This is a genomic window from Polaromonas sp. DSP2-3-2b2, assembly GCF_049895905.1.
Lineage (GTDB): Bacteria > Pseudomonadota > Gammaproteobacteria > Burkholderiales > Burkholderiaceae_C > Polaromonas.
This window is the reverse complement of the sequence record NZ_JAFCTH010000016.1, coordinates 1-20,592: the sequence shown is the minus strand read 5'-3', so window position 1 is coordinate 20,592 and position 20,592 is coordinate 1. Positions and strand designations below refer to the sequence as shown.

The window sequence follows — 20,592 nt, the reverse complement described above, 5'->3', positions numbered from 1 at the left end:
ACGGGTCCATTTCACGAGCCCCTGACTTTACCCGCAACCAGCCACAGCAAGCGGTCGGCGCGCGAAGCCAGCAAACGATTTTGCTCGACGACCAGCAGCGCCATGCCTTCGCGCTTCAGGGCGAGCAGCGCATCGCGGATCGACGCCACCAGCACCGGCGCGATGCCTTCGCAGGGTTCGTCGAGCAGCAACACTTTCGGGCCGGTCATCAAAGTCCGGGCAATCGCCAGCATCTGCTGCTGGCCGCCGCTCATCTGCGCGGCAGGCCGGCCGAGCAGGGTTTTGAGCACCGGAAACAGGTCCAGCGCCCGGGCTTCATGGGCTTTGGCATCGCGGCCGGCGGCGACATGCAGGTTTTCGCGTACCGTCAGTTCGGTGAACAGCCGGCGGTCCTCGGCGACGTACCCCAGCCCGGCCTGCGCGCGCCGGTGGGTTTCCCAGCGCTCAACGTTTGCCAGGCCGGCGGGCGTCTGGCAGCGAATCGCGCCCTCGGTGCGTACTTCCAGACCCATCACCGCCTTGAGCAGCGTTGATTTACCAGCGCCGTTCAGTCCCTGCAGCACGACCATCTCGCCGGCCGCCACGCTGAGCGACACCTCGAACAGGGCTTGCGCCTGGCCATAAGAAGCGTTAAGCCTGTCGATCTCAAGCATGCGCTGCTCCTTTGGTATCGACGCCGTCGCCGTCATCGCCCAGACCATCGCCCAGGTAGAGCCGACGTACCTCGGCATCGCGGGAAATCTCGTCAAACGAGCCCTGCGCTGCCAGCCGGCCCTCGATCAGCACCAGCACCCGGTCGGCGACACCGGCCACGGCGTCCATGTTGTGTTCGGTGTAAAGCACGGCCATGCCCTGCCCGGCCAGCTTTTTCACCAGCGCCATCAGGCTGGCGCGCTCGGCTTCGGCCAGGCCGGCGGCCGGTTCATCGAGCAGCAGCAGCCGGGGCGCGGCGGCCAGCGCAATGGCCAGTTCAAGCCGCTTCTTGGCGCCGTAGGCTAGGTTTGCCACGTCGTCGCCGGACGATTCGCGCAGGCCGGTCTGGTCGAGCAGCGCCATGGCTGCCTCAATCGATTGCCGGTCTAGCGACTTGAAGGCCGAAACGGCCTTTTGCGCACGGTTGGCTTCGATAGCCAGCTGCACATTTTGTAGCACGGTGAGCGCTTCAAAGACCTGCGCCACCTGAAAGGTGCGCGCCACGCCGTGCCGCAGGCGCGCGGCCGGCGCCAGCTTTTCGAGCGCTTGGCCGTTCCACAGGATGCGGCCGCCGGTCAGCGGATACTGGCCGGCGATGCAGGCGAAGCAGGTCGATTTTCCGGCGCCGTTGGGGCCGATCAGCGCCACGCATTCACCCGCCGCAACCTCAAAGCTCACGCCATCGACCGCATGGATGCCGCCAAAATGCTTGACCAGCGCTTGTACCTGCAGCATCAGCGCTTCCCTTCGATGACACGCCGCCCGCCGAAGCCGGACAACAAGCCGAGCAGCCCCGACGGCGAAGCCACCATGATCAGCATGATGAACACGCCCAGCAGACCGCGCCAGTAAGTCACTTCACGGCCCAGTTCAGCGCCAAGGTAGGTCAGCACCACGCTGCCCACCACCGCGCCCCAGAGCTGATGCACACCGCCCAGCAACACTACCAGCAGTGCATCGACCGAGGTGGACACGGCCGCCAGCGATGGAAACACCGCGCCCTTGTGCGCTGCGAACAGCCCGCCCGCCAGGCTAGCAAGCACCGCGCTTTCGACAAACACGCGGTACTTGAGCCAGCCCACCGACAGGCCGGACGCGGCTGCGCGCAGCGGCGCATCGCGCACCGCCTGCAAGGCCGCGCCCATCACCGAGCGGCTCAGATAACGCAGCGCGAACACAGCCGCCAGCGCCAGCGTCACCAGCAGCATATAAAACACCGGCCGGCCGTCATCGCTGACCAGCCGCAGGCCAATCAGCCCGTTGTCGCCGCCCGTCAGGCCCACCCACTGCGTCGCCCCGGCCCAGACCACCTGGGCCAGTGCCAGCGACAGCATCGCCAGGTACACACCACTGCTGCGCACCACCGCCGCGCCGAACACGCTAGCGACCGCCAGCGCCGCGCCGCAGCCCACGGCCAGCGCGACCGGCAGCGTTGCGCCCCAGAGGCTGTGCGACAGCGCCGCGCCATAGGCGCCGAGCGCAAAGAATGCCGCATGGCCAAAGCTGACCAGCCCGCCGAGCGCCATCATGGACTGCAGGCTGATGCCGAAAATCATCAGGATCAAGCCGTCGGCGGCCAGCGTCTGCCAGTAAGCCCCGCCCAACCAGGCCAGCGCGGCGAGCAAGGCAAAGGCCAGCGTTATTAACAAGCTCCAGCCGCGCCCCAGCCCAAGCCCGCGAAACTTCTGCGCCGCCTCCCGGTTGCCGCCGTGTTCCAGCGACGCGGCCCGCTTGCCCTTGAGCCCCTGCGGCCGGAACACCAGCACCACCGCCATGGTCAAAAACACGACGACCAGCGTCGCCTGCGGAAATGCAGCGGTGCCAAAGGCATGCACCAGGCCGATCAGCAGCGCGGCGACAAACGCGCCGCCAATGCTGCCCAGCCCGCCAGTGACGACGACCACGAAGGTCTCGACGATCACGTTCATGTCCATCTGGAGATGCGCCGGTTCACGCGGCAACTGCAGTGCGCCGCCCAACCCGGCCAGCGCGCAGCCCAGCACCACAGCGCCCAGCATCAAGGGCTTGGGATTCACGCCCAGCGCCGCCAGCATGTCGCGGTCCTGCGTGGCGGCGCGCAGGCGCTGGCCGAACAGCGAGCGGCGCAGCAGCAAGTGCAGGCCCAACCAGACCAGCGGCCCGAGCGCGATCATGGCGAGCTGGTACACCGGAAAAAATTCGTCGCCGATCTGCACCGATCCCTTGAGCCCCGGAAAACGCGGCGCGAACACCTCGTCCGGCCCGAAGCCCCACTGCATTGCGTCATGCATCGCCAGGCTCAGGCCGAAGGTTGCCACCAGCTGGTACAGCTCGGGCGCGCCCGACATTCGCCTTAACAAGAAGAATTCGGCAATCGCGCCCGCCCCTGCTGCGCAGGCAGCTCCCAGAAGAATAGCAAGCAGGTACAGCGACGCGCTGTCACCCCAAGCCGGAAACCAGTCGGTGACCCAGTGCGCGGTGAACAGCGCGCCCAGCATGAAAAAGCTGCCATGCGCGAAATTGACAATCCGCGTGACGCCGAAAATCAGCGTCAGCCCCGAGGCCATCAGAAACAGCGTGGTCGCGTAAGACAACCCGCCGAGCAGCTGGACGACGGAAAAGGTCACTGGTTCAATCTAACCATCTAGTGAATTCGGCGGCATCCACGCGCGGCGTGCGAAAGGTGTTGACCAGCGCCGACTCGTCGGCATAGCCGAGCGACATGCCGCAGACAAGCATTTCGCTCTCGCCCGCGCCGATGTGCGGCAGGATGATCTTGGCAAAGCCGTTCCACGCGGCCTGCGGGCAGGTGTGCAGGCCGTGGCCGCGCGCGGCGACCATGAGGTTCTGCATGAACATGCCGTAGTCCAGCAGCGAGCCGCGTCCCATCACCCGGTCCAGCGTGAACATCAGCCCGGCCGGCGCATCGAAAAACCGGTAGTTGCGCTGGTGCTGCGCATGCATCTTGTCCTTGTCGCCCTTGGTGATGCCCAGCAGGCCATACAAGCCCCAGCCGTTTTCGCGTCGCCGGTCTATATAAGGCGACACCCATTTCTCCGGGTAATAGTCGTATTCCTCCTGGTAGTCGGCCGCCAGCACCGGGTTGTCACGCAGCGCGTCATGGGCGCGGCAGACTTTTTCTACCAAACGGTCCTTGCTCGCGCCCTGGAGCACATAGGCTTTCCACGGCTGCGTGTTGGTGCCCGACGGCGCGCGGCTGGCCAGTTCAAGCAGATGCAGGATGAGCGCGCGCGGCACCGGCGCCGGCAGGAACTCGCGCATCGACTGGCGGCTTTCGATGGCGCGGTCCACCGCGTTGACGGGCGGCTGGAAGGCGCTGCTCGGCGCGTCGTCAGGCGCAAAGTCGCCGGCGACGACGGGGTGGGCGAAAGAATCGGTTGGGTTCATTTCAGCAGCTCCAGGACAGACAGTAATTCAGGCGGCAGGCGGCTTGCCGGCCGGCGCGTGGCGCGGTCGACATACACATGGATGAAATGGCCCCGGGCGGCGCACGGCAGGCTGTCGTCGGCCGGGAACAGGGCAACTTCATAGCGCACGCTGGAGGCGCCGGCATGCGCCACGCGAATGCCGGCCACGACAGGCTCGGGAAACGCCAGCGGCGAAAAATAGTTGCAGCCGGTTTCCACCACCAGGCCGATCACACTGCCGGCATGGATGTCGAGCGCACCACGCTCGATCAGCAGGCCGTTGACGGCGGTATCGAACCAGCTGTAATAAACGACGTTGTTGACATGGCCGTAGAGGTCGTTGTCGGACCAGCGGGTGCCGATGGCCCGAAAAGCCCGGTAATCGCTGCGGTATTCGGGCTGGGGTCGGGGTGTGGGGCGCATGGGAACGCTATTTTGCCAGCGCATCAGCTGGCCGATTCCCACCGGCGCCAATATTCAAGCGCGACGCGGTAGGTGTTGACCTGCACCTGCACGGTTTCGTCGATATTCCTGCCATAGCCGCCCGCCATCGAAAAGGCCAGCGGAATCCGCCGTTGCCAGGCCCAGTCGAACACCCGGCGGTCGCGCGCCTCCAGGCCGTCGAAGCTCAGGCTCAGCCGTCCCAGGCGGTCGCCCTCGAAGGGGTCGGCGCCAGCCAGGAACAAAATCAGGCCGGGCTCGAAACGCCGGTCCAGTTCGTCCAGCGCCTCCTCCAGCGCCTGCAAATAGGGCGCGTCCAGGCAGCCATCGGGCAGCTCGACATCCAGATCGCTCGCCTCCTTGCGGAACGGAAAATTCTTTTCGCCGTGCAGCGACAGCGTGAACACGCTGGCGTCGCCGGCAAAGATGCTGGCCGTGCCATTGCCCTGGTGCACGTCCAGGTCAATCACCGCAACTTGCAGCGGCCGGCGCGCCTGGCAGTGACGCCGGGCCCATTCGGCCTGCATGAGCCGCGCAGCCACCGCCGAGTCGTTGTAAACGCAAAACCCGCCGCCCTTGCCCGCGTAAGCATGGTGGGTGCCGCCGGCCAGGTTGGCGGCAATGCCCTCGGTCCGGGCGCCCGGCGCCAGCCCCAGCGCCACCCGCGCCGCCAGCATGGTGGCCCCGGCCGAACGCCTCGCACGCTCGGCCATGGCCGGGCTCCAGGGAAAGCCGATCTCGCGCTGCGCCGGCAACGCCAGCGTGCCATGGGTGATGGCCTCTATATAAGCCGGCGTATGCACCAGTGCCAGTTCGCCATCGCTGGCTGCCGGAGCCTGGCCCAGGCGCACCTCGGGCAATTCAGCGACCAGCCGCTCGCGCAGCAGCTTGTACTTGGGCATGGGAAAGCGGTGTCCAGCGGGAAGCGGCAAGACGAAGTGGTCGGCGTAAAAGGCTTGCACGAGACTTGATCCTGAAATAGCGAATCAGATCAGGGTAACCTATCTAGATTGGTGCATTGCAGCAAAATATGTTTGCAAAAAGACGAGTTTCTCCTATAATTAATTCCATGTTGCAGTGCAGCAATTCAGCGCAAGGCAACTACTACCCTTAACAACACTTATGGAGATTAACTATGCTGACCGCTGAACAACTCATGGCTTCCCACAAAGCAAATATCGAAACCCTGTTCGGCCTGACCCAGAAAGCCTTCGAAGGCGTCGAAAAACTGGTCGAACTGAACGTGCAAGCCACCAAGGCTGCCCTGGCCGAAACCGCCAACAACGCACAAGCCGTCATGGGCGTCAAGGATGCACAGGAACTGCTCGCACTGCAAGCCAGCATGGTCCAGCCTCTGGCTGAAAAAACCGCCGCCTACAGCCGTCACCTGTACGACATCGCCCAGTCCGCCGGCGCTGAAATCAGCAAGACCTTCGAAGGCCAGACCGCCGAAGCCCAGAAGAAGTTCGCCGACCTGGTCGAAAGTGCCACCCAGAATGCACCTGCCGGTTCCGAAACCGCAGTGACCATGATGAAAAGCGCCATGACCGCCGCCAACACGGCTTTCGAGTCGGTACAAAAAGCCGTCAAGCAAGCCGGCGACATGGCCGAAACCAACTTCAACACGGTTTCCGAGTCCGCTTTGAGCGCTTCCAAGAGCGCTTCCAAGAGCGCTTCCACAAAGCGTTAATTTCAAATTGCTGCTCTCTCGGTGCCCGGCGCACCTTGAAAGCACACGGAGCCCACTTCGTGAGGCCGGTCTGAACTGACAGGTTTCCACCAGTTGTCTCCTCGGTTCCTTGCAGAAACGTCTGGTTTCGCGGTTCCGTTCAAGCCCAGTTTCGCGACTGGGCTTTTTTTTGCTCAAATCAGCCTGTTGCGCACGCGCAGCTTGCATCAATAGCTATCGAAAGATGAGCGAATCCGAAAAAGGATTCAATGGCTGGACGCGATGCCGGTGGCCAGCCGCGCCTTCAGCGCCGGAAGCGCCGCCAGCATCGCCGCCCTGCCCGATTCAATCGCCAGCTTGCGGGCCGAAAAATCGGCGCTTTTGAGCCCTGCCTGCGAAGGCCGCACGACCACATCGGCTTCCTTCAGCTCGTACTGGTTGATGCTTTTCCCCATGATGGAAAAGGTCTGCAACAAGATCTGCAAGGTGTCGCCGGCCGGGTTGCCTTCGGGCGGGTTCGAAATGTCCACCGCGATCACGATGTCGGCGCCCATCTGCCGGGCAAAGCGCACCGGCACCGGCGACACCAGGCCGCCATCGACATATTCATGCCCGCTGATCCTGACCGGCACGAACACCGCCGGCACCGCGCTCGACGCGCGTACCGCCGTGCCGGTGTCGCCACTGCGAAACAGCACCGCCTGGCCGCTGTTGAGGTCTGTCGCCACGATGCCCAGCGGAATTGCCATGTTCTCGATCAGGCGGCCACCGACCAGCTGGTTGACGTAGCGGCCCAGCGCATCGCCGCGAAACACGCCCTTGCCGATGATCGGCAGCATCCAGTCGGTCATCGCCACTTCCTCCATGCCAAGCGCGGTCTGCTGCAGCTGCGCGCTGGTCTTGCCGGTGGCGTAAATGGCCGCGACCAGGCTGCCAGCCGAGGTGCCCACCACCATCTGCGGCCGCAGTCCGGCTTCTTCGAGCACCGCGATCACGCCGACATGGGCAAAGCCCCGCGCCGCGCCGCCGCCCAGCGCCAGGCCAATCTTCAAAGGCTTTTTGACGGCAGGCAGCGCGACTCCGTCCGGCACGGCCGGCTTGACGGGCGCCACCGGCGCCGTGGTGCAGCCGGCGACAAGCATGGCGGGAAGCAGCAGTTTGGCCAGCCATCCAGCCGAAAAGATATTGCGACTAATTCGCATTTGCATTAAACTCATTAACTTTCAAGCCTTCAGGAATTTCTCACCATGATCAAAAAAGCGCCTATTTTTACCGGTCTTGCCCTTGCTGCCGCTGCCTTGATGGGTGCCGTGGGCAACGCAAGCGCCCAGGAACAGGTGGTCAACCTGTATTCTGCCCGCCACTACCAGACCGACGAGGCGCTGTACAGCAACTTCACCAAGGCCACCGGCATCAAGGTGAACCGGGTTGATGCCGACGACGCCGGCATCCTGGCCCGACTGAAAGCCGAAGGCGCGGCGTCGCCTGCCGACGTGATCTTGCTGGTCGATGCCGCCCGTCTCTGGAAAGGCGATGTCGAAGGCCTGTTCAAGCCGATCAAGTCGCGCACGCTTGAAGCGGCCATTCCGGTCAACCTGCGGGCCAAGGCAAGCCCTGAAGGCACGACCTGGTTTGGCTTTTCCACCCGCGCCCGCGTCGTGGTGTATGACAAGCTGAAGGTCAAGAAGGCCGATGTCGATACCTACGAGGAACTGGCCGACCCGAAGAACAAGGGCTTGCTGTGCACCCGTTCGGGCGCGCACCCTTACAACCTGTCGCTGTTTTCAGCCGTCACCGAGCATCTGGGCGAAGCCAAGGCCGAGCAGTGGCTTGCAGGCCTGGTCGCCAACATGGCGCGCGACCCCAAGGGCGGCGACAGCGACCAGATCAAGGCCGTGGCGAGCGGTGAATGCGGCGTGGCGCTGACCAACTCGTATTACCTGGCGCGCATCATGCGGTCGAACGCGCCCGAGGACAAACTCGTGGCTGAGCGCGTCGGCGTGGTGTTTCCCAATCAGCAAACCTGGGGCACGCATGTGAACATTGCCGGCGCCGCCGTGGCGAAGAATGCCAAAAATACGGCCAATGCGGTCAAGTTCATGGAATACCTGGCCACGCCAGAGGCGCAAAACTATTTTGCCAACGGCAACAACGAATGGCCTGCCGTGTCCAGCGTGAAGGTCAGCAACCCGGCGTTGCAAGCCATGACCGGCGGCAGCTTCAAGTCCGAAACTATTCCGGTCAGTGTCGTCGGCATGAACCAGGTCAAGGTGCAGCAGATGCTCGACCGCGTGGGTTACAAATAATCGAATCACTGACCGATCCCTGAGCGCAAGCCCGGCCGTTGAAAGACAGCCGGGCTTTTTCATGCGCGATAATTGGCGGCTGGATTGACGTTAACGTAAACGTCAAACCGCTAGACCGACTTTCCTTTCCCTTTTTTTCAACCTTTCAATTTCAAGGAACATCCCATGGACATCGCAGGCAAGGTATTTATCGTCACCGGTGGCGCTTCAGGGCTGGGCGAAGGCACGGCACGCATGCTGGTCGCCAACGGCGGCAAGGTCGTGATTGCCGACATGCAGGCGGAAAAAGGCGAAGCCATCGCCAAGGAACTTGGCGAAGCCAATGCGGCTTTCGTCAAGTGCGACGTCAGCCAGGAAGCCGACGGCCAGGCCGTGGTGGCCAAGGCCGTGTCCATGGGCAAGCTGATGGGCCTGGTCAATTGCGCCGGCATCGCACCGGGCGAAAAGACCATCGGCAAGAATGGCGCGCATAGTCTAGCCACCTTCACCAAGACCATCACCGTCAACCTGGTCGGCAGCTTCAACATGATCCGCCTTGCCGCCGAAGCCATGGCCAAGAATGATCCCGAAGCCACCGGCGAGCGCGGCGTGCTGATTTCCACCGCCTCCGTGGCAGCCTACGACGGCCAGATGGGCCAGGCCGCCTACAGCGCCTCCAAGGGCGGCGTGGTCGGCATGACGCTGCCGATTGCCCGTGACCTGGCGCGCAACGGCATCCGCAACATGACGATTGCCCCCGGCATTTTCGGCACGCCGATGATGTTCGGCATGCCGCAGGACGTGCAGGACTCGCTGGCCGCCGCCGTGCCCTTCCCTTCGCGCCTGGGAACGCCTCAGGATTATTCCAAGCTGGCCAAGCACATCTTTGAAAACGACATGCTCAACGGCGAAGTGATCCGCCTTGACGGCGCGATTCGCCTGGCACCGCGCTAAAAACCCCCGCGCCGCCTGCAACGGGCGGCGCTGCGGCTGCTTTCTTTTTGATAGCTGCTGGCGCCCGCCCGCCGTGCGCTAACGGCCTAAATGACTCATAAATCGCACGATGGCTTGGCGGACGGTGCGGCGTCACCTACCATGGCGCTTCACCATTTCCCGAGGAGATCGCATGAAACGCCTGCTGACTTCCGTTGCCCTGGCTGCCTTGCTGGCGGCCTGCGCCAGTCCTCCCCCCAGCCCCTTTGCCTACAGCGCGCCCACCCAGCAGCCCGAGGGCTCGTCGGGCTTCACGCCCAAGCCCGGCTGGGCCGCCATGAAGTTCGCCGTCGCGGCCGCCAATCCGCTGGCGACCGATGCGGGCTACCAGATCCTCAAGGCCGGCGGCTCGGCGATTGACGCGGCCATCGCGGTGCAGATGGTGCTGACCCTGGTCGAGCCGCAGTCCAGCGGCATCGGCGGCGGCGCTTTCCTGCTGCACTCCAATGGCAAGGCCGTGGAAGCCTTTGACGGCCGCGAAACGGCGCCGATGGCGGCGGATGAAAAACTGTTCATGGGCGCGGACGGCAAGCCGATGCCGTTTTATGACGGCGTGGTCGGCGGCCGCTCGGTGGGTACTCCCGGCACGGTGCGCATGCTGGAAATGGCGCACAAGCAATACGGCAAGCTGCCCTGGGCGCAGCTTTTCGCGCCGGCCATTGCGCTGGCAGACAACGGATTTCGGGTCAGTGCGCGGCTAAGCACGCTGCTCAAGGACGAGAAATACCTGAAGAACGACCCGACGGCCGCCGCCTATTTCTACAAGCCAGACGGCAGCCCGGTCGATGCCGGCGCCACCCTGCGCAACCCGGCGCTGGCCGAAATACTGCGGCAAATCGCCAGCCGGGGACCGAATGCGCTGCACACCGGCCCGGTCGCGCAGGCCATCGTCACCAAGGTGCAGGGCCACCCTGGCAACCCGGGCAAGCTCGCGCTCAGTGACCTGGCCAATTACCAGGCAAAGAAACGCGACCCGATCTGTTCCGACTACCCCGTCAAGGCGCAGACCTACCGGCTGTGCGGCATGCCGCCGCCAAGTTCGGGCGCCATCGCCGTCGGGCAGATTCTGGGCATCCTCAACAACACGCCAGCCGCCACGCTCGGGCTGGTGACCGGCATGGGCGGCGTTCCCGGCACCACCGGACCCACGCCCTCGGCCGACTGGCTGCACCTGTACACCGAAGCCTCGCGCCTGGCCTTCGCCGACCGGGCGCAGTTCCTGGGCGACCCGGACTTCGTCCAGCCGCCCGGCGGCAACTGGATGAGCCTGCTGGCACCCGCCTACCTGAGCCAGCGCGCCAAGCTGATCCAGCCCACCGGCCCGAGCATGAAAACCGCCAAGCCCGGCGTTCCGGGCGCGGTCAGCACGGCGCATGCCGCCATGCCTGAACAGCCTGAATACGGCACCTCGCACATCAGCATTGTTGACAGTTTCGGCAACGCGATTGCCATGACCACGACCATCGAGGACCAGTTCGGCTCGCGCCTGATGACCGATGGCGGCACCAAGAAGGCCGGCGGCTTTCTATTGAACAACGAACTGACCGACTTCAGCTTTGCGCCCACCGACGCCGAGGGCAAGCCGGTGGCCAACCGCGTGCAGCCCGGCAAGCGGCCGCGCTCGTCAATGGCGCCGACGCTGGTGTTCGACAAGGCGACCAACCAGCTCGTCATGAGCGGCGGCAGCCCCGGCGGCGCCTTGATCATCCACTTCACTGCCAAGACGCTGTACGGCGTGCTGAACTGGGGCCTGATGCCGCAGCAGGCGATTGACCTGCCCAACTTCGCGTCGCTGAACGGGCCAACGCTGCTGGAAGAAAAGCGCTTTGCGCCAGCCACAGTCGACGCGCTGCGCGCACGCGGCGCCGAAGTGCGCGAACAGGCCATGACCAGCGGCCTGCAGGCCATCACGCGCGGCCAAGCCCATGGCATGCTGCTCTGGCTGGGCGGCGCTGATCCGAGGCGCGAAGGCCTGGTGATGGGCGATTGATGGTAAAAAAGGCTTTCTACGCTTGACTGGCGGTCGCAGGCAGCTATGCTTTTAGTAGCACCAAATGCTTGCGGACGAGCTCAGGTCTGCAAAGGCTGGGCTGGCGCGCTGGGCTCGACGGTGCCGATGCGTTCGTATTCCGAGATCACCTGCGCGCCCAGCAACAGCAAGGTGGCGGCAATTTCCAGGCTCAGCAGCACGACGATGGCCGTGGTCAGCGAGCCGTACACCAGGCCGACCTGCGACAGCGTGGCGAAGTACCAGACCAGCACATGGCGCGTCACTTCCCAGAGCAGCGCGGCCGTCACGCCGCCCATCAGCGCCCGGCGCAGGGACAACTGGCCCACCGGCATCACCATGTAGACCGAGGTCAGCACAAAAATCTCGCCGGTCAAGCCCAGCAGGTACAGCAGGACACCAGAAAACCCGCTCAGCGACCAGCTTGCGCCCAGGAACTCAATGCTCTTGTCGCCCAGCGCCTGAAAGCTTCCGGCCACCAACGTCACCAGCAAAAAGCCCAGCCCGAGGCAAAAAATGTAGCAATAAGGCAGCACGGCCGACACCAGGAAATGCCGCCGCCGGATCGCCACGCGGTGCAGGAAAATCACCGACATCGCGTTTTCCAGCACGGTGAACGCCAAAGAACTGAAAAACAGCATGGTGCCCAGCAGCACCCAGCCCATGACGTCCCGGTGCGCCAGGAAATGGGTCAGTTCACTGACGATGAAGTTGGATTCCCCCGGCGCCAGCCAGCCGATGTAGCGGCCCAGGGCCGCCAGCAGCGCGGCCTGATCCACCACATGCGACAGCGCAATCGCAATCAGGATCAGCAGCGGCACAATCGACAGCAAGGCGTAATAGGCCACCGCGCCGGCCAGCAACAAGCCCTGGTTGGCGCGAAAGCCCTTGAGGATCTGCAACGCGAAAGCGCCGGGATGGCGAAGCACATAGGCGGCCTGCGGTTCAAGGGTCATTGAGCGTTTGCGCGGATGAGCGCAGGTGGAAAAAGTGGGTTTTCATTATGTGCGGCAGCTGGCGGGCCGCAGGGTGCCTTCCACGCAATCCTTTGTAGGCAGCTGTGCTTAAATTGGCTTTCAACTTTTTTGACCCATGGCCATACCCCAATCATTCATCCAGGAGCTTTTAGCCCGCGCTGACGTGGTCGACATCGTCGGCCGTTACGTGCAGCTTAAAAAAGGCGGCGCCAACTTCATGGGCCTGTGCCCGTTCCACGGCGAAAAATCGCCGTCCTTCAGCGTCAGCCCGTCCAAGCAGTTCTACCACTGCTTCGGCTGCGGCAAGAACGGCAACGCCATCAGCTTTTTGATGGACCATGCCGGCATGACCTTCATCGAGGCGGTGAAAGACTTGGCCCAGCAATATGGCCTGCAGGTTCCCGAGGACGACATCTCGCCGCAAGACCGGGTCAAGGCAGCGCAGGTGCGCGAGCAGCAGGCCACCTTGACCAGCGTGCTGGAAAAAGCCGGCCTGGCCTTCATCAAGAGTCTGCGCACATCAGAACGGGCGATTCAGTATTTCAAGCAGCGCGGTGTTTCAGGTGAAATCGCCAGGACATTTGGCCTGGGTTATGCGCCTGAAGGCTGGCGGGCTCTGGCCAGTGTGTTTCCGGACTATGGTGACCCCTTGCTGGTTGAAAGCGGGCTGGTCATCACCGGCGAGCCCGGCGAAGCAAACGCCGCTGGCGAAGCCAAGCGCTATGACCGATTCCGCGACCGAATCATGTTTCCGATTCGCAACGTCAAGGGTGAATGCATCGGTTTTGGCGGCCGCGTGCTGGGCGACGACAAACCCAAATACCTCAATTCGCCCGAAACACCGGTGTTCAGCAAGGGCCGCGAGCTCTACGGCCTGTTCGAGGCGCGCACCGCCTTGCGCCTGCACGGCTACGCGCTGGTCACCGAAGGCTACATGGATGTGGTGGCGCTGGCGCAGCTGGGCTTTCCCAATGCGGTCGCCACGCTGGGAACGGCCTGCACGCCTGAGCATGTGCAAAAGCTGTTTCGCTTCACCGATTCGGTGGTGTTCAGCTTTGACGGCGACAGCGCCGGCCGGCGCGCGGCGCGCAAGGCGTTAGATGCCGCCCTGCCCTTTGCCAGCGATGTGCGCACCGTCAAGTTTTTGTTCTTGCCGGCCGAGCACGACCCCGACAGCTTCATCCGCGCGCATGGCCAGGAAGGTTTTGCCGCCTATGTCAGCAAAGCGGTGCCGCTGAGCCGCTTCTTGCTCGAAGCTGCGGGCGAAGGCTGCGACCTGGACACCGCCGAGGGCCGGGCGCACATGGCCAGCAATGCTCGGCCGCTGTGGAGCGCGCTGCCCGAGGGCGCGCTCAAGCCGCAACTGCTGGCCGAGATTGCCGACCAGGTGATGATTGACAGCCGCGAACTGCTGCAGCTCTGGCAGCCGGCGTCAGGCGGACGCAAACCGTATTACAAAAAAAATAACGGCCCGCCCCCGCAGCCCCAGAACTTCCGGCCCGAACACCCTGCGCCCGAGCTGGACCACGGTATGCCCGAGTTTGGCGACTATCCGCCCATGGGCCTGCATGACGAGCCCGATTACGCATCGTCGGAGCCCTACTTTTCGCAGCCTCCTGCCTACGCACCATCATCGCCCGCCCCCCCGGGCAAGCCGGGAAAGTTCGGCCGCAAGCCTTTCCCCTCCGGCACCACGCCGCGCCGCGTGGCGGGCCGCATCCTGCCGGCCAGCCGCGAGGATCGGGTACTCAGGCTGCTGTTGACCGAGCCGCAAAGCTGGGACCGGCTCAGCACCGAGGAACACCAGTTGCTGCTCGGCCTGCCGGCGCCGCACGGGCCGCTGTTTGCCTGGCTGGAAAGCCAGTTGCATGAGCATGGACCGCAATCCTGGGCCGCGCTGCGCGAAGGTCTGCGCGGCCACGCCCATGAGCACCATGCCGTGGCGCAGTTCGCCGAAGTGCTGGAAGGCGTGGACTACGACTGGGGCGAAACGCGCCGGATACTGGCGCAGCTTCAGCAACTCAGGCACGACAGTGAAATTGCCGATCTGGCGGCCCGCGCGCCGAATGACCCGGCCGTGCTGGAACGATTGCGCGAACTTCTGGCGCAATCGCGCACCCGGGGCACCCCCTCGAAACCCGCATAGACACTGGAATATTTAGTTTTTCAGGGTATAATCCGCTTTTTTCCAGCAAGCGCGACAGCAGCACCTCCGGCACCGGCCCCCTTTCAGCGAAGGGAAACTCCACAGGAAACGGCCAACGCACCGCAAGGACTGCATTCCAAATGTTCGCCCAACCAGCTTGCCAAAAGTTAAGCATTCCCGCACCAAGGCACAGGCTGCCTTGATTTTTACCGCTTCCGATTTGAATCCTGAACTTTTGCCCCGGGTTCCCTGACCGTGGTCCGGACGCCAGGGCGTGATTGAAGTGCCCGGTTGAAAGGTTGAAAAACCTGGAAAAACCGCCATATCCATTGCAGCCCGCGTTTGATCCTGCCCCGCCGGGCAAAGATTCTTTGAATTCTGCGAAAACCGATATGCCCTTGAAGAAAGTTCCTGCCGTGCAGCCCAAATCCACCCAAGCCCAACTTCTCGCCGCTGCAGACGCCCTGCTCAAAAGCGCCGCGCCTGCCAAAAAGAAACCCGGCCGCCCGCCCAAAGCCGCTGCTGCCGAAGGCGCGCCGGTTGCAGCCGCTGCCAAGCGCGTGCGCAAGACCAAGGAATCAAGCCTGGATGGTGACGAGGACCTGTCCGACATCGAAGCCGAATTTGCCGAAGAGCCGGCAGTGGTCGAGGTGACGGCCACCGCCGAAAAGGTCAAGCCGCTGCGCATGAAGATCAGCAAGGCCAAGGAACGCGCGCTGATGAAGGAATTCGGCCTGGACGAAACCGTCCTGTCCGAAGAAGACATCCTCAAGCGCCGGGTGCGCCTGAAAACCCTGATCAAGCTCGGCAAGACGCGCGGCTACCTGACGCACGGCGAAATCTCCGACCACCTGCCCGACAAGCTGGTCGATGCCGAGACGCTCGAAGTCGTCATCAACATGCTCAACGACATGGGCGTGGCTGTTTATGAACAAGCACCCGACGCCGAAACCCTGCTGCTGAACAACACCGGCGCCACCGTGGCAACGGAAGAGGAAGCCGAGGAAGAAGCCGAAGCCGCGCTCTCCACCGTGGACAGCGAATTTGGCCGCACCACCGACCCGGTGCGCATGTACATGCGTGAAATGGGCACGGTCGAACTCCTGACGCGTGAAGGCGAAATCGAGATCGCCAAGCGCATCGAGGGCGGCCTGATGCGCATGATGGAAGCCATTTCGGAAAGCCCCGCAACCATTGCTGAAGTCATGCGGCTGGCCGAGGAAATCCGCGAAGGCAAGGTCGTCATCTCGACCGTGGTGGATGGTTTCACCGTGGCCAACGAAGCCGACGATTACGTGGCCGAGGAAGACTTCGACGAATTCGACGAAGACGACGACGACGACGGCAAGGGCGGCTCCAAGGCGCTGACCAAGAAACTCGAAGAGTTGAAGAAAGACGCGCTCAGCCGCTTCGAAAAAGTCGGCGACTATGCCGCGAAACTCCAGAAACTCTACGAAAAAGAAGGCTACGGTACGCCGGCTTACCTGAAAACGCAAAAAGCCCTCAGCGACGAGCTGATGACGGTGCGTTTTACCGCCAAGACGATTGAAAAGCTGTGCGACCTGCTGCGCGGCCAAGTGCTCGACGTTCGCAAGAAGGAACGCGAGTTGCGCAAGATCATTGTTGAAAAGTGCGGCATGCCGCAGGAAACCTTCATCAAGGATTTCCCGCCCAACCTGCTGAACCTGAAATGGGTTGAAAAGCAGGTCGCCTCCGGCAAGCCCTGGTCGAACGTCATGGCGCGCAACATTCCGCCGATCCAGGAACTGCAGACCAAGCTCGGTGAGTTGCAGGCGCGCGTCGTCGTGCCGCTGGCGCACCTGAAGGACATCAACAAGCGCATGAACGAAGGCGAGTCGAATTCGCGTGACGCCAAAAAGGAAATGATCGAGGCCAATCTGCGCCTGGTGATTTCGATTGCAAAAAAGTACACGAATCGCGGCCTGCAGTTCCTCGACCTGATCCAGGAAGGCAACATCGGCCTGATGAAGGCAGTGGACAAGTTCGAATACCGGCGCGGCTACAAGTTCTCGACCTACGCGACGTGGTGGATTCGCCAGGCGATCACGCGCTCGATTGCCGACCAGGCGCGCACCATCCGGATTCCGGTGCACATGATCGAGACCATCAACAAGATGAACCGCCTGTCGCGCCAGCACTTGCAGGAGTTCGGCTTTGAGCCCGACGCCAGCATCCTGGCCGAGAAGATGGAGATTCCGGAAGAAAAAATCCGCAAGATCATGAAGATCGCCAAGGAGCCGATCTCGATGGAAACGCCGATTGGCGACGATGACGACAGCCACCTGGGCGATTTCATCGAAGACGGCGCGAACACCGCCCCGTTGGAGGCCGCGATGCAGGCCGGCCTGCGCGATGTGGTGAAAGACATCCTGGACAGCCTGACGCCGCGCGAAGCCAAGGTGCTGCGCATGCGTTTCGGCATCGAGATGTCCACCGACCACACGCTCGAAGAAGTCGGCAAGCAGTTCGACGTGACGCGCGAGCGCATCCGCCAGATCGAAGCCAAGGCGCTGCGCAAGCTCAAGCACCCTTCGCGTTCGGATAAATTGCGCAGCTTCATCGACACGCTGTAAATCTTGCTGCCAGGCGTTCCTGGCAGTAAAAATAATAGTTAATAGCTGGTTAGCGCCCGTCCAGCGGGCACTACCAGCTATTTTTTTGAGAGCATCCCTGGTGCCATGCCCTTCAACCTGCATCCTCAATCCGGGACAAACCGGGCCTTGAACCTAGCCTCGTCTTCGGCCAGGTCAATCGTGACCAGCTGGCCCATCTTCTGGTCGCTGAGCCGGTAGGCGGCAAACAGGCTGTACTTGCCCTTGAAGTTATAGCTTTCCAGATCGATCAGCATGTAGGGATAAGGCACGAACACCTCGTGCTGGAAAAGCGCCCGGTGCCGGTTGCGCGGCGACGGGAAAAGCTTGTAGTGGTCGGTGGTGATGCTTTTGGCTGTGGCCATGGTCGGTTAATGCGGGAAGTGATGAAAATGCAGGTGATGGAACGGCAAGCGCTCGGCGGTAAGCTCTACCCCTATTTTCACGCATTGGATTTCATGACCGAACGTCACCCCACCCCGGACAAAGAGCAGATCGCGCTGCTGGCGCCTTTTGACCGCCTCGATCTGCCGCAGATCCAGCTCGTCGCGACGGCGCAGCAGGCCATTCGCGCACTGGAAGAACTCGACGACGTGACGGCGCTGGGTTTCGACACCGAGTCCAAGCCGACGTTCATGAAGAACGAAGCATCCACCGGACCGCACATCGTCCAGCTTTCCACGCTGGACCGGGCCTACATCTTCCAGTTGGAAGACGCCGAATGCCGCCGCGCCGTTGCCCTGCTGCTGGAGGCACGCCAAGTGATCAAGGCAGGCTTTGGCCTGGGCGACGACCGGCGCCGCATCATCCACAAGCTTGGCGTCGATCCGCAGGCTGTGCTCGACCTGAACACTGTCTTCCGGGAGCGTGGCTACCGCAAGGACATGGGCGTGCGCGGCGCGGTGGCGGTGCTGTTCAACCAGCGCTTCATCAAGTCGCGCAAGGCCACCACCTCGAACTGGGCCAACGTGCATCTGCAGGAGGCGCAGCTGATCTATGCGGCCAACGATGCCTATGCGGCGCTGCGCGTTTACCAGGCGCTGGGGCTGGGCTGAATAGCGCAAGCGCAGTCCGGCGCGAACCACTGGCGCGACCATCGTTTGAATGCGCCGCCTCGCGGCCAGCAATGGGTGCAGGTTGGCTCGGACTATGTGCTGATTGCGGTTGCTACCGGCACCATTGCGCAGCTGGTGCTGAGCCAGTAAGCCTGCTCAGTGCAGGTGGCGCGGTTTGCGCCCGCCCGTCCCGTGGCCCGAACCGCCTTGCGAGCCGCCCGAACCGCGCGGCGGCCGGCCTAGCTGCATGGAATTGACCAGGTCGTCGAAGCGGCGGCCAAACAGCTTGTCAACGGCTTCCACGACCTCGCCGAGTTCGGAGCCGTCGAAATGCCGCTCCATCAGCCCGATCAGGTCCTGCACCAGCAGATCGCGCTGCACCTGCATGATGGCCGCCGGCGTCGGGCCGACAAAGTAGATGACGAAGTCATCGCGCGCCTCGTCTTCCTCGCTGCCTTCGTCTTCCTCGTCGAAGTCGGCATCGTAGAAGGTCACTTCGATCGGCGCGCCAAGCTCGGCCAGCTCATTGAGCCCCATGCACATTTCATCGAGCGACTGGCGAAAGTCGTCGCCGCCTGGAACCGTCCAGCACATCTGCAGCAAATGCTTGGGTGCGTCGAAGCGGATGCCGGGCTCTTCTTCATAGACGCTGGCAGCGCCTGCGGCCAGCGACTTGGAGCCGGCATATTTCCACAAGGGCTTGAGCGCCTCCTGCAGTTGCTCGAAGCTGACATCGTCACGCAAAGGCACTTCGCCGTGGACGTGAATTTCAAAAGGGGTGTTATAGCGCGACATGGAATTATCTTATCCAGTTTCAAGGGGTCAATGGGGACCAGAATGCCACCCCATGCATTTTGTGAGCCTGCAAAGCGTGCAGTCTGTGGGCCGATGCGGCCAAAAACATGGAATGCTCCCGTGGTGAGCGGCTTCGGTTCGGGGCCTGAGCGGCCGCTGAAACGTCTGAAAGGTATTGTGCCACCCGCACGCCTGTGGAAAGGCAGCGCGCTGCAAGGGCCGGACATAGCAGTCGGCCCGCCCGATGCCCCTAAACGACCTAGTCCTACAGGCGGCAAGATAAAAACGTTTTCAAATCAAAAGCTATTTGTACTACTTGCCAAGGCTCCCGTGAAACGTTCCGACCTGCTTTTCGACTTGCCGCTTGCGACACCGTCCTTGCCGACGCCCCGGTTCATCAACCTGCGCGACAGCAAATCCCCCGACCGTGAAACCGGCAGCATCGCCTATGAACTGACGCAAGGCCTGCTGGCACAAGCCGCCGCGCTGTCGCCGAAGTTTTTTTACAACACGCTGGGCTCCATGCTGTTCGAGGCCATCACGGTGCTTGACGAGTATTACCCGACCCGCACCGAAGCCGGCATCTTCCAGGCTGCTTCGCCGCAGATCGCCAGCGCGCTGGCGCAAGCCGGTCTGCATCACCCCTGCCTGATCGACCTGGGCGCGGGCAACTGCGCCAAGGCACTGGCGCTGATGCCGGTGATCCAGCCACACCAGTACGTCCCGGTCGATATTTCGACGGATTTCCTGAAGGACGCAGCCGGTCAGGTGCAAAACCGCTTCCCGGCGCTCGACATCGTTGGCATCGGCATGGATTTTTCATCCAGCCTGCGCCTGCCCGATGAAGTGCAATGGCACGACCGCGTGTATTTCTACCCCGGCTCCAGCCTGGGCAACTTTCAGCCGGCGCAGGCGCTGGCGTTTTTACGCAACATGGCCGATATGGCGCAGGGCAAGGCGCGTGGCCTGCTGCTGGGCATCGACCTGGTCAAGGACACGGCCACACTTGAGGCGGCCTATGACGATGCGCTCGGTGTCACGGCGGCCTTCAACAAAAACCTGCTGCGCAACGTGAACGAACTGCTGGCCGCGGACTTCGACGTTCGCCAGTGGAAGCATGTGGCGCTGTTCAACACGGCACAGTCACGCATTGAAATGCACCTGGAAGCCTTGAGCGACCTGACCGTCACCTGGCCCGGCCATTCGCGGTCTTTTCTGGCCGGCGAGCGGATTCACACCGAAAGCTCGTACAAATACACGGTCGAATCGATGACGGCGCTGCTCAATCAAGCCGGATTCAGCCAGATGCGTTGCTGGACCGATCCGCAGCAGTGGTTTGCGGTGTTCTGGGCAGCGGCCTAGGCGGGGCGCCTGATTTTTAAGGAAAACAGGGGCTTTGCGCAATAGACACGGGCGCTACCAGCTATTAAATAGGGGGCTTAGGAAGCAGAGGCGATTAAAGCGGGTTGCTTCTGAGCAAGGTCAGCAGGGCATGATAAAGGCTTTGATGG

The 20,592-nt window shown here is 62.8% G+C and carries 19 protein-coding genes; 9 read left to right on the top strand and 10 right to left on the bottom strand.

What is annotated here, in order from left to right:
* Positions 1–11 precede the first annotated feature (11 nt).
* The 6 genes from ACP7AD_RS13515 to ACP7AD_RS13490 are packed head-to-tail and all read right to left on the bottom strand — an operon-like array spanning position 12 to position 5,503.
* On the bottom strand, positions 12–653 hold the full coding sequence (locus tag ACP7AD_RS13515; RefSeq protein WP_426148253.1) for an ABC transporter ATP-binding protein: 642 nt from the start codon (positions 651–653) through the stop codon (positions 12–14).
* Entirely contained in the window at positions 646–1,428 is a 783-nt protein-coding gene (locus ACP7AD_RS13510; RefSeq protein WP_426148252.1) for an ABC transporter ATP-binding protein, read from the bottom strand. Before ACP7AD_RS13510 ends, ACP7AD_RS13515 begins: the two co-directional genes overlap by 8 nt.
* Positions 1,428–3,299, bottom strand: coding sequence for an ABC transporter permease (locus ACP7AD_RS13505; RefSeq protein ID WP_426148250.1), 1,872 nt, complete (start codon positions 3,297–3,299; stop codon positions 1,428–1,430). Before ACP7AD_RS13505 ends, ACP7AD_RS13510 begins: the two co-directional genes overlap by 1 nt.
* A gap of 4 nt (positions 3,300–3,303) precedes the next feature.
* The gene (locus ACP7AD_RS13500) at positions 3,304–4,080 is read right to left on the bottom strand and encodes a nitroreductase (RefSeq protein ID WP_426148249.1); all 777 of its coding nucleotides are present in this window, start codon (positions 4,078–4,080) and stop codon (positions 3,304–3,306) included.
* Complete coding sequence (locus tag ACP7AD_RS13495; RefSeq protein WP_426148248.1) at positions 4,077–4,523, bottom strand: acyl-CoA thioesterase; 447 nt, start codon at positions 4,521–4,523, stop codon at positions 4,077–4,079. Before ACP7AD_RS13495 ends, ACP7AD_RS13500 begins: the two co-directional genes overlap by 4 nt.
* A gap of 23 nt (positions 4,524–4,546) precedes the next feature.
* The gene (locus ACP7AD_RS13490; protein WP_426148247.1) at positions 4,547–5,503 is read right to left on the bottom strand and encodes a histone deacetylase family protein; all 957 of its coding nucleotides are present in this window, start codon (positions 5,501–5,503) and stop codon (positions 4,547–4,549) included.
* Positions 5,504–5,676: 173 nt separating this feature from the next.
* Here ACP7AD_RS13490 and ACP7AD_RS13485 point away from each other — a divergent pair, with 173 nt between their 5' ends.
* Positions 5,677–6,231 (top strand): phasin family protein, encoded by a 555-nt coding sequence (locus ACP7AD_RS13485; RefSeq protein WP_426148245.1) that lies wholly within the window; start codon positions 5,677–5,679, stop codon positions 6,229–6,231.
* 245 nt (positions 6,232–6,476) lie between these two features.
* Here ACP7AD_RS13485 and ACP7AD_RS13480 read toward each other — a convergent pair whose 3' ends face one another.
* Positions 6,477–7,412, bottom strand: a complete 936-nt coding sequence (locus ACP7AD_RS13480) for a patatin-like phospholipase family protein (protein ID WP_426148244.1) — start codon at positions 7,410–7,412, stop codon at positions 6,477–6,479.
* A gap of 45 nt (positions 7,413–7,457) precedes the next feature.
* Between ACP7AD_RS13480 and ACP7AD_RS13475 the strand changes: the two genes are divergently transcribed.
* The 3 genes from ACP7AD_RS13475 (at position 7,458) to ACP7AD_RS13465 (ending at position 11,478) form a co-directional block, all read left to right on the top strand.
* Entirely contained in the window at positions 7,458–8,516 is a 1,059-nt protein-coding gene (locus ACP7AD_RS13475) for an extracellular solute-binding protein (protein WP_426148243.1), read from the top strand.
* A 165-nt stretch (positions 8,517–8,681) separates the two neighbouring features.
* Positions 8,682–9,449 (top strand): 3-hydroxyacyl-CoA dehydrogenase, encoded by a 768-nt coding sequence (locus ACP7AD_RS13470; protein WP_426148242.1) that lies wholly within the window; start codon positions 8,682–8,684, stop codon positions 9,447–9,449.
* Between the two features lie 172 nt (positions 9,450–9,621).
* The gene (locus ACP7AD_RS13465; protein WP_426148241.1) at positions 9,622–11,478 is read left to right on the top strand and encodes a gamma-glutamyltransferase family protein; all 1,857 of its coding nucleotides are present in this window, start codon (positions 9,622–9,624) and stop codon (positions 11,476–11,478) included.
* Positions 11,479–11,558: 80 nt separating this feature from the next.
* On the opposite strand, the gene ACP7AD_RS13460 is transcribed toward ACP7AD_RS13465, so the two are convergent.
* Positions 11,559–12,452 carry a YihY/virulence factor BrkB family protein gene (locus ACP7AD_RS13460; RefSeq protein ID WP_426148240.1) on the bottom strand — a complete coding sequence of 298 codons (894 nt, stop codon included), beginning with the start codon at positions 12,450–12,452 and terminating at the stop codon, positions 11,559–11,561.
* Between the two features lie 136 nt (positions 12,453–12,588).
* Here ACP7AD_RS13460 and dnaG point away from each other — a divergent pair, with 136 nt between their 5' ends.
* Positions 12,589–14,619, top strand: coding sequence for a DNA primase (gene dnaG, locus ACP7AD_RS13455; protein ID WP_426148239.1), 2,031 nt, complete (start codon positions 12,589–12,591; stop codon positions 14,617–14,619).
* 392 nt (positions 14,620–15,011) lie between these two features.
* On the top strand, positions 15,012–17,213 hold the full coding sequence (rpoD, locus tag ACP7AD_RS13450) for an RNA polymerase sigma factor RpoD (RefSeq protein ID WP_426148238.1): 2,202 nt from the start codon (positions 15,012–15,014) through the stop codon (positions 17,211–17,213).
* A gap of 125 nt (positions 17,214–17,338) precedes the next feature.
* On the opposite strand, the gene ACP7AD_RS13445 is transcribed toward rpoD, so the two are convergent.
* A complete protein-coding gene (locus ACP7AD_RS13445) occupies positions 17,339–17,596 on the bottom strand; it encodes a hypothetical protein (protein ID WP_426148237.1) in 258 nt (85 codons plus the stop codon).
* A 93-nt stretch (positions 17,597–17,689) separates the two neighbouring features.
* Here ACP7AD_RS13445 and ACP7AD_RS13440 point away from each other — a divergent pair, with 93 nt between their 5' ends.
* Positions 17,690–18,286, top strand: a complete 597-nt coding sequence (locus ACP7AD_RS13440; RefSeq protein WP_426148236.1) for a 3'-5' exonuclease — start codon at positions 17,690–17,692, stop codon at positions 18,284–18,286.
* Entirely contained in the window at positions 18,287–18,436 is a 150-nt protein-coding gene (locus tag ACP7AD_RS13435; protein ID WP_426148297.1) for an RcnB family protein, read from the top strand.
* 6 nt (positions 18,437–18,442) lie between these two features.
* Here ACP7AD_RS13435 and ACP7AD_RS13430 read toward each other — a convergent pair whose 3' ends face one another.
* Positions 18,443–19,081, bottom strand: coding sequence for a DUF6806 family protein (locus ACP7AD_RS13430; protein ID WP_426148235.1), 639 nt, complete (start codon positions 19,079–19,081; stop codon positions 18,443–18,445).
* A 330-nt stretch (positions 19,082–19,411) separates the two neighbouring features.
* On the opposite strand from ACP7AD_RS13430, the gene egtD reads away from it, so the two are divergent.
* Positions 19,412–20,443 carry an L-histidine N(alpha)-methyltransferase gene (gene egtD / locus ACP7AD_RS13425; protein WP_426148234.1) on the top strand — a complete coding sequence of 344 codons (1,032 nt, stop codon included), beginning with the start codon at positions 19,412–19,414 and terminating at the stop codon, positions 20,441–20,443.
* The last annotated feature ends 149 nt before the right edge of the window (positions 20,444–20,592 follow it).